The organism is Protofrankia symbiont of Coriaria myrtifolia (assembly GCF_900634755.1).
GTDB classification, from domain to species: domain Bacteria; phylum Actinomycetota; class Actinomycetes; order Frankiales; family Frankiaceae; genus Protofrankia; species Protofrankia coriariae.
Genome location: NZ_CAAAFS010000346.1, coordinates 21102 through 29368, shown reverse-complemented (window position 1 = coordinate 29368; position 8267 = coordinate 21102). Strand labels below are relative to the sequence as shown.

General features: G+C 70.2%; 9 protein-coding genes and 1 tRNA gene. 6 read left to right on the top strand and 4 right to left on the bottom strand.

Translation table 11 applies throughout. The annotated features are described in order from the left end of the window. From CM1CMNOD_RS20345 to CM1CMNOD_RS20335, 3 genes are all read left to right on the top strand, one after another. Nucleotides 1–849 (top strand): DUF3631 domain-containing protein (locus tag CM1CMNOD_RS20345; protein ID WP_242625474.1); only part of this gene is annotated, 849 nt, incomplete at its 5' end. Nucleotides 850–1069: 220 nt separating this feature from the next. Next, nucleotides 1070–1330 (top strand): helix-turn-helix domain-containing protein, encoded by a 261-nt coding sequence (locus CM1CMNOD_RS20340; protein WP_013875469.1) that lies wholly within the window; start codon nucleotides 1070–1072, stop codon nucleotides 1328–1330. Nucleotides 1331–1334: 4 nt separating this feature from the next. Then, on the top strand, nucleotides 1335–2576 hold the full coding sequence (locus CM1CMNOD_RS20335; protein ID WP_013875468.1) for a tyrosine-type recombinase/integrase: 1242 nt from the start codon (nucleotides 1335–1337) through the stop codon (nucleotides 2574–2576). A gap of 78 nt (nucleotides 2577–2654) precedes the next feature. Here CM1CMNOD_RS20335 and CM1CMNOD_RS20330 read toward each other — a convergent pair. The 3 genes from CM1CMNOD_RS20330 to CM1CMNOD_RS20320 all read right to left on the bottom strand — a co-directional run bounded on the left by CM1CMNOD_RS20330 (nucleotide 2655) and on the right by CM1CMNOD_RS20320 (nucleotide 3949). Continuing rightward, nucleotides 2655–2741, bottom strand: a tRNA-Ser gene (locus CM1CMNOD_RS20330). Nucleotides 2742–2970: 229 nt separating this feature from the next. After that, nucleotides 2971–3462 (bottom strand): tRNA adenosine(34) deaminase TadA, encoded by a 492-nt coding sequence (tadA, locus tag CM1CMNOD_RS20325; RefSeq protein WP_013875467.1) that lies wholly within the window; start codon nucleotides 3460–3462, stop codon nucleotides 2971–2973. Between the two features lies 1 nt (nucleotide 3463). Continuing rightward, nucleotides 3464–3949: a tRNA adenosine deaminase-associated protein gene (locus tag CM1CMNOD_RS20320; protein ID WP_013875466.1), complete on the bottom strand. Its 486-nt coding sequence runs from the start codon at nucleotides 3947–3949 to the stop codon at nucleotides 3464–3466. A gap of 533 nt (nucleotides 3950–4482) precedes the next feature. Between CM1CMNOD_RS20320 and CM1CMNOD_RS20315 the strand changes: the two genes are divergently transcribed. Then, nucleotides 4483–5748 carry a Mur ligase family protein gene (locus CM1CMNOD_RS20315; protein WP_013875465.1) on the top strand — a complete coding sequence of 422 codons (1266 nt, stop codon included), beginning with the start codon at nucleotides 4483–4485 and terminating at the stop codon, nucleotides 5746–5748. A gap of 43 nt (nucleotides 5749–5791) precedes the next feature. Further along, the gene (locus CM1CMNOD_RS20310; protein ID WP_013875464.1) at nucleotides 5792–6538 is read left to right on the top strand and encodes a type 1 glutamine amidotransferase; all 747 of its coding nucleotides are present in this window, start codon (nucleotides 5792–5794) and stop codon (nucleotides 6536–6538) included. Nucleotides 6539–6676: 138 nt separating this feature from the next. On the opposite strand, the gene CM1CMNOD_RS20305 is transcribed toward CM1CMNOD_RS20310, so the two are convergent. Continuing rightward, nucleotides 6677–7204, bottom strand: coding sequence for a MarR family winged helix-turn-helix transcriptional regulator (locus tag CM1CMNOD_RS20305; RefSeq protein ID WP_013875463.1), 528 nt, complete (start codon nucleotides 7202–7204; stop codon nucleotides 6677–6679). A 259-nt stretch (nucleotides 7205–7463) separates the two neighbouring features. Here CM1CMNOD_RS20305 and CM1CMNOD_RS20300 point away from each other — a divergent pair, with 259 nt between their 5' ends. Then, nucleotides 7464–8111, top strand: a complete 648-nt coding sequence (locus CM1CMNOD_RS20300; RefSeq protein WP_241247663.1) for a PHB depolymerase family esterase — start codon at nucleotides 7464–7466, stop codon at nucleotides 8109–8111. The last annotated feature ends 156 nt before the right edge of the window (nucleotides 8112–8267 follow it).

Below are 8267 nucleotides of genomic sequence, written 5' to 3'. Positions count from 1 at the left end.
GCCCGCGAGCACGGACAGCACGATCCGGATCTTGTCCTCGGCGGGGAACACCGGCGGACGACTCATCTGATGATCTCCTTGGGCTCAGGGCCAACAAACCCCTGTGCCAAGAATTCTGACGCGCGACAGCACCGCCGCGACCGCCCCGCCCTGCGCACCCTCGCCGACCACCTCCACACCTGGCTACGCCCCCACCTGGCCACCCTCGCCGACGCCACCCCGGCCATGCCGGTGGAGGACCGCGCCGCCGACACCTGGGAACCCCTCGTCGCCGTCGCAGACCACGCCGGAGGCACCTGGCCGGCCCGCGCCCGCACCGCGGTCACCGTCATCACCGCCGAAGCCACCGACACCGGACAGACCTCCCTGCGGATCCGGCTACTCGCCGACTGCCGCACCGCCTTCACCGGCCACACCGCCCTGTCCACCGGCTACCTCCTCGACCGGCTCAACGCCGACCCCGAAGCCCCCTGGCCCGACCTCGGCCCCACCGGCCTCACCGCCCGCCGCCTCGCCGACCTGCTGCGCGAATACGACATCCGCTCCGGCAACATCCGCTTTCCTGACGGCACCCAGACCAAGGGGTATCTCGCCGCCGACTTCACCGACGCCTGGGCCCGCTACTGCCCTGTGGACAACCCCCCGGCCGGGGGTGGCGTCCCAACCGTCCCACCCGTCCCCGCCCAGGTCAGCCCGGGACGGATCGAACCGGTGGGACGGATAAACCGTCCCAGCACCCCAGATGCCGGCCCGCCGGCTATCTGTATCGCCTGCCGTGCCCCCCTCGACACCGACGACGGCAGCCACACCCACCCGGCATGCACCGTCGGTAACACCCACACCGGCTAACGATCTCTCGGGACGGATATGCCGTCCCAGCCACGCGATCCGTCCCACCCTGACCAGCGCAAACGAGCGTGGGACGGATGGGACGGCACCCCCACCGCTCCGCCATGCCTTCACTCTGCGCTACCACCATGCCCGAGTATCACCCCTCGCACGATGCCGGCCCCGGCACGCACCGCCAAGCACCCGCCGGGGCCGCACTCCCCGAAGGAGCACCACCAGAATGACCGCACCTCCCCTGCCTGTGGACCCCTACCGGCACGAAGACCACGCCGTCGGATCAGCCCTGACCCGTCCGGCCCGGCTTTTGCTCACCGTGGAGGAAGCCGCCGACCGGCTCAGCGTCGGCCGCACCACCCTGTACGGGCTCATCGGCGCCGGACAGATCACATCGGTCCGAATCGGACGTCTGCGTCGGCTGCGCCTGGCCGACATCGAGGCCTACGCGGCAAGCCTGCCCACCGACATTCACGAGGAGGGCTGACGCCATGTCCCGCAAACGGCAGGAGGGGACCCGCGCACCCAACGGCGCGTCCAGCATCTACCTCGGTGCCGACGGCGTGTGGCACGGCCGAGTCACCGTCGGCGTCCGCGACAACGGCAAGCCCGACCGGCGGCACGTACGCGCCAAGACCGAAACAGAGGTCACACGCAAGGTCCGCAAGCTCGAACAGGAGCGCGACGCGGGCACGGTCCGCAAACCAGGCCGGCCGTGGACGGTGGAACGGTGGCTGACGCACTGGGTGGAGAACATCTCCGCGCCGTCGGTCAGCGAGAACACCAGTGACGGCTACCGTGTCGCGGTCCGTGTGCACCTCGTGCCCGGTCTCGGTGCACACCGGCTGGAACGGTTGGAGCCTGAGCACATCGAGTCGCTGATGCGTCGGATGCAGGCGTCGGGTAGCGCGCCAGCCACCGCGCATCAGGCGCTGCGGACACTGCGGACCGCACTCGGAGAAGCGGTCCGGCGCGGCCACGTCGGGCGCAACGCCGCCGCGCTGGCCAAACCACCGCGGGTGGTCGAACAGGAGGTGGAACCGTACTCGGTCGCGGAGGTACAGCAGCTACTGACCGAGGCAGCCAAGCGGCGCAACAGCGCGCGGTGGGTGCTCGCGCTCGCGCTCGGCCTGCGCCAGGGGGAGGCGCTCGGTCTGCGGTGGGCCGACGTCGACCTTGACGCCGGGGTCATCCGGGTGCGGCGTGGCCGGCTGCGCCCGAAGTACCGGCACGGATGCGTGGAGCCGTGCGGCCGGAAGCCCGGCTTCTGCCCGAACAAGGTCCAGATACGGCCGGACACCAAGGAGACGAAGTCCCGCGCGGGTACCCGGCCGATCGGCCTGCCCGATGAGCTGGTCGAGATCCTGCGGCGGCACAAGGAGCGGCAGGACAAGGAGCGGGCGGAGGCCGGGGATCTGTGGGTCGACGGCGGATGGTTGTTCGCGACCGAGACCGGCCGCCCGCTCAACCCGGGCACCGATTACCACGCGTGGAAGGCGCTGGTGGTCGCGGCCGGTCTGCGGGATGCCCGACTGCACGACGCGCGACACACCGCGGCAACCGTGCTCCTGCTCTTGGGCGTGCCGGATCGCACCGTCATGGGGATCATGGGGTGGTCGACGGACCAACGTCGCCGCTACCAGCACATCACGGACCCGGTGCTCAAGGACGTGGCGGGCCGGCTCAACCGGCTGTTGTGGGATGGTCCGGCGTCCGACGACAGGAGCAAATGAGACCGGAAATGAGACCGGATGATCCACGGGCAGGCTCAGAGCAACGGGTCTGCCCGTGCGATCAGCCTGGTAGAAGGGCGGTGGAGGTGGGATTTGAACCCACGGAGGGGTTGCCCCCTCACACGCTTTCGAGGCGTGCGCCCTCGGCCACTAGGCGACTCCACCGTTTGTCAGCTTACTGGATGCGGTGGCAGGGGTGAGCGGCGCCTACCCGCCACCTCGGCCCCGTACCCACCGGCGGCCCGCCCCGCGCCGCGCCGGCTGTATGTCCTGGCAGCCGCGAGCGGGCTCGGCTCGCATCGCTGGCTCGTACTGCTGGCTGGTACTGCCCGGCGCGGCCTGTAGTGCGGGTCCGTATTGTCCGAATCGTGATTCCGCGCCACCCAGGTCATGATCAGGATGGCTGTGGCTTCCGGCGGGCGACGAAGAAGTCCGTCAGCAGGCGCGCGCATTCCTCCTCCCGGACGCCTGTGATCACCTCGGTGTGGTGGTCGAGGCGTGGGTCGCGGACGGTGTCCCACAGCGAGCCGGCGGCGCCGGCCCTGGGGTCGTACGCCCCGTAGACGAGGCGGTCCACCCGGGCCATGATCAGTGCGCCCGCGCACATCGCGCACGGCTCCAGGGTGACGACCAGGGTCGTCCCGGACAGCCGCCACGTGCCGGCACGTGCCGCGGCGGCGCGCAACGCCACGACCTCGGCGTGGGCGGTCGGGTCCCGCTCGGCCTCGCGGGCGTTGCGGCCCCGGCCGATGATCGTTCCGTCGGCGTCGACGACAACGGCGCCGACCGGGACGTCTCCTGTTGCCAGGGCCTGTTCGGCCTCCGCCAGGGCTGCGCCCATCAGCGCGGTGAGGTCGAGCGCGCCCGGATGGGGGAGGCCCCCCATGTCAGCTCCCGATCTCGTCCAGGATGTCGGCGCAGCCGGCACGCTCACTGATCGCCGCCACCACGTCCGCCGGCAGGAGGCCTTCTTCTGTGATCAGCTCGATCAGCGCGTCGGCGTCCGTGCCGAGGTCGGCGAGCAGGTCGATGTCGCCGACGGGCTGTCCGCCGGCCGGTGCGTCGTCGGAGTCGTCGTCGAGGTCCCGCCGGCCCACCGGTGGCAGCGCGCCGGCGAAGAGACGGTCGGCGAGGGCCGAGGTGAACAGCACCCGGTGGTCGGACAGGAACACCCGCGGGTCGCTGATGTCACCTTCCACCCGCACGATGCCCAGGTACTCGTCATCCTCCTCGACGAAGGCGACGGCGATCTCGGGGGAGATGTCGTGCAACAGATCCGCGAGTGCGTCAAGGTCGTCGATGTCGTCGAGGTCGATCTCCTGCGCGCTCCAGCGTCCGCGGATGCGGCCGATGGCGCTGGCTTTCTGGGTCACCGAGTTCTCCCACGGTCTTGTGTCGCATCCATGTCAACTCCGGGTGTCCGCTCAGTGGCCGCTGGCTCCGAGCGTCCGCCTGGTGGCCGGCGGCCCGCGGTCACCGGCCGGGCCGCATCCCCACCCGGGCCACTCGTCACGACGGAGCACAGCGGCAGCGGTTTCCACAGATTGGCTGCTCTGTCCACGACGGCCGTCCGCTCACGTCACCCTGCCGCACCCTGCTCTGTCCCGCCCGGACAGCGATGTGACCGCCCGCGGCGCGTCCTTGTCGTATGTCGTACCTGCCCCGATGGGACACGTCCTTGCCGGACATTCCTGGCGGACAGCTGTCCGGCGCACGTCATATCACACCTCGTATCACACTCGTACCCCATCGGTTCACCGCTGTTTCGAGGATGCCCCGGCGCCGCCTCGGGGCTGTCCCGGGGCCGGTCCGACGCTGTGTCCGGGGCAGCGCGGGGATCGACATGCGGCCGGTATGACGGGGTGTCGGTCACCGGCGCGGCGGCCCGTGGCACGCTGGGGAGGCGATGACCACACCCTTCCCGCGCCGGTTCTCCGCCCGCACCCGTGCCGCCCTTGCTGTGGAGAAGCTCGCGTCCTCGGCATCCCGCCAGCTGGGACGCGGATCCGGTGAGATGATCGGCGGCAAACTTGCCCTACGGGTCTCCCCGGGGATCCTGTCCGAGGTCGTGGCCGGGCAGATGGTCGCCTGCGTCAGCGGGACCAACGGCAAGACCACGACCACCCGGCTGCTGGCCCGCGCGCTGGGCACGCTCGGCCCGGTCCGCAGCAACAGCGGTGGCGCCAACATGGCGGCGGGCGTGCTGGCAGCTCTGTCCAAACCGCCCTACGACGCGGCTGCCGCGCTCGAGGTGGACGAGATCTGGCTGCCCAAGGTGGCCAGGCAGATCCAGCCTCGCGCGGTCATACTGCTCAACATCAGCCGTGACCAGCTCGACCGGTCGAACGAGACCCGGCGGATCGCGAGCCTGTGGCGTGATCTTGGTGCCGAGCTGCCCGGCGCGACCGCGATCGCCAACGCCGACGACCCGCTGGTCGCCTGGGCCGCCGCCGGCTGGTCGAACCAGACCTGGGTGTCGGCGGGCCAGAACTGGACCGCGGACGCGATGGTGTGCCCGCAGTGCGCCAGCCTGCTGCACCGCAACGCCACGGGCTGGTGGTGCGGCTGCGGGCTGGCCCGGCCCGAGCCCCTCGTCGCGGTCACCGGGCCGCACGAGCTGCTCTGGTTCGGTCGTCACCTCACGGCCTCGATCGACCTGCCCGGCCGGGTGAACCTCGGCAACGCGGCCATGGCCGCCGCGGCGGCGAAGCTCTTCGGGGTCGAGGTCGAGCACGCGCTGGCCGCGATGACCGGCCTCGAGGACGTCCAGGGCCGTTACCAGGAGGTCGAGCTCGGAGAGTCCGGTATCCGCGGGCGGCTGCTGCTCGCCAAGAACCCGGCCGGCTGGGTGGAGATGATGGAGTTGCTCAACACCACGCCCGCCCGGCCGGTGATCGTTGATTTCAACGCGCAGACCGCTGACGGGCGTGACCCGTCCTGGATCTGGGACGTCCCGTTCGAGCGGCTGCGGGGCAGGCAGGTGCTGGTCACCGGTGGGCGCAAGGAGGACATGAGCGTCCGGCTGGCATACGCGGAGATCCCGCACGCGGTCCATCCCGATGCCGAGAGCGCGGCGGCGACCCTGGACGAGAAGATCATCGACGTGGTCGCGAACTACACCGCCTTCCGCGACATCCTGGGGCGGGTCGCCCCGGTGAGGACGAACAGGTGACCAAACAGGTGACCATCCACGGCGACATGATCGGGGCTGTGGCATGAGCCGGGACTCAGCGACCCGGATCGCCCTGATCTACCCGGAGCTGCTCGGGACGTACGGCGACGGTGGCAACGCGACCGTGCTGGCGCAGCGGCTGCGCTGGCGCGGCCTGCCGGCCGAGGTGATCGGCGTCCCGGCCGGGGAGCCGGTGCCGGCCGGGTGTGACATCTATCTGCTCGGCGGCGGTGAGGACGAGCCGCAGGTGCTGGCCGCCGAGGGGCTGCGCCAGAACAACGCCATCGCGCACGCGGTGGCCCAGGGCGCTGTTGTGCTCGCGGTGTGTGCCGGATACCAGGTGATCGGCGTGTCCTTCCCCGGTGGTGAGGGCCGGATCCACGACGGCCTGGGCCTGGTGGACGTGGAGACGCGACGCTCGTTCGAGCAGCCGGTGCCGCCGCGCGCGGTCGGTGACATCGTCGTCGAACCCGCCCCCGAGCTCGCGCTGCCGTTGCTGCTCGGCTACGAGAACCATGGGGGACGCACCCGGACCCTGCCCAACGGGCACGGCCGGCCGCTCGGGACCGTGCGCAAGGGGGTCGGTAACGGCACCCCGGACCACACCGACGGTGTCGTGGACGGGCGTGTGATCGGTACCTATCTGCACGGTCCGGTCCTCGCGCAGAACCCGGCCCTGGCCGACCTGCTGTTGTCCTGGGTGCACGGCTGGCTGCCGGAACTGGCCGGCCCGCCGGAGACGGAGGTGCTGCGGCAGGCGCGCCTGCACGCCCTGGACGTCCACGCCTAACGTCTGCCCCGGGGCCACGCCGGGGCCCTTGTGCTCTGGGGCCCCTGTGACCTGGGGTCGTGCCCGACTCGGGGTGAGGAGTCGCGAAGAATCTTCCGTGGGCGCGGGGAGAGGCGTCCTACCGCTCGGTGTTCGGTGTCAGTCCGTCCCGGCGGTCGGCGGGGTGGCGGGTGCGGGACACGGCTCGTCGTGCTGCGGTGGCAGGTAGCTGCGGTCGTGTTCAGCGATCGCCACGTTCAGCCGGCCCAGCAGCGCGCCGAAGACGCTGAGCTCTTCCTGGCCCCAGGTCCGTATCAGGATGTTGATCTTTTCTACCCGTGCGGAGCGGGTGGCGAGGTAGCGTTGCTGGCCGCGGGTGCTGAGCTTCACCAGCGTCGCCCGCCGGTCGCTGGGATCAGTGGTGCGTTCCACCAGCCCGGCCGCGGCAAGCGCGGCAACCTGGCGGCTCACCGTGGAGATGTCCAGGGCGAACACCGTGCCCAGGGTGGTCAGCCGTACGGCGCCGTGTTCGTGGATGTGGCTGAGCAGCAGGTAGGCCGAGCGGTCCAGAACCGTCCCGGAGTCGTCGGCGATGGCCATCCGGAAGCGTTCGGCGCGCCGGCCGAACACCGACAGCTCGTGTTCGATCTTGATCAGTCGATGGTCGAGTTCCTGACCACTGTCCACTTCGGCCTCACCCCTGTTCCGGCAGCCGTATGCCCCGCAATCCGATGTTGTCGAGATTCTGGTGGATACACCACGTCAACGAACGAGCCGTGCCGTGGTTGCCGTACCGGCCATGCTTGTTTGACTACTTTTAGTGATCATTTGGTGTCGCAAGCTGGTCGGGTGTGAGGCAGCGCACTCCGGGTAGGTCCCGACTTGTCCACGACGCGAGGCGAATCAGCCGAATCGACGGCTCCTGGTGTGGTTCGGTTGTCTCGTGGTGTCGAATCCGCTGAAAGCCGGGAAACAGCTATGGGCCAAGAACCGCAAGCGGGTGCTGATCATCGGTGCCGTGCTCGTGGTCGCCTGGATCTACGTGTCCCGTTCGGGTAACCCGGACACCGAGCGGGCAAAGATACCGACGGGGTACCTCTCCGCCGAACGCGAGCTCACCGTTCATGCCGACGCCGACCCCGGCAAGCCGCTGCCGCTGGTCCTCGTCCTGCATGACGACAACAGCGACGCGGGCGCGATCGAAAAGATCACCGAGGCCTCGACGCTCGCCGACCGACGGGACTTCGCCGTGGTCTACCCGGAAGCCGTGGACGGCGAATGGAGGTTGGACGATCCTCAGGGCGCGGACGTGCAGTACCTGCGTGACGTCGTGCGCTACGTGTCGCAGGAGCGGTCGAAGATCGATCAGTCCCGGATCTACATCTGGGGCCTTGGCGAAGGTGGGCGTGCCGCCCTCGCGGTTGCCTGCGCGGCGCCCGACAACGGGCTGAAGTTTGTCGCCGTCGCGACGGTGGGGTCGGTCGGGCAGAGCCCGAGCTGCTCGCCAGAAACCCATGTCCAGCATGTCGACGGGGCGTGGAACGAGCGGATCACGCGCGCTCTGTGGGACTTCTCCAGGCAGTTCAAGGCGTAGGAGCGGGCGTCCGGTCGTCCGCCGTGGCTTGGGGAACTCGCGGAGGAGACGCCTTGAGGGGAGCTTCGGTCTCGGCCGGGCATCCGGTCGGTGAGAGGGGGCGGCTCCCGCCGACCGGCCGGACTGTGGGGGGGGTCCAGTACGACCGGCCGGCGG

Excerpts from the sequence above, each read along its gene's own strand:
- CM1CMNOD_RS20340 (WP_013875469.1), top strand. The coding sequence starts at position 1,070 with ATGACCGCACCTCCCCTGCCTGTGGACCCCTACCGGCACGAAGACCAC.
- CM1CMNOD_RS20335 (WP_013875468.1), top strand. The coding sequence starts at position 1,335 with ATGTCCCGCAAACGGCAGGAGGGGACCCGCGCACCCAACGGCGCGTCC.
- tadA (WP_013875467.1), bottom strand. The coding sequence starts at position 3,462 with ATGGGGGGCCTCCCCCATCCGGGCGCGCTCGACCTCACCGCGCTGATG.
- CM1CMNOD_RS20315 (WP_013875465.1), top strand. The coding sequence starts at position 4,483 with ATGACCACACCCTTCCCGCGCCGGTTCTCCGCCCGCACCCGTGCCGCC.
- CM1CMNOD_RS20310 (WP_013875464.1), top strand. The coding sequence starts at position 5,792 with ATGAGCCGGGACTCAGCGACCCGGATCGCCCTGATCTACCCGGAGCTG.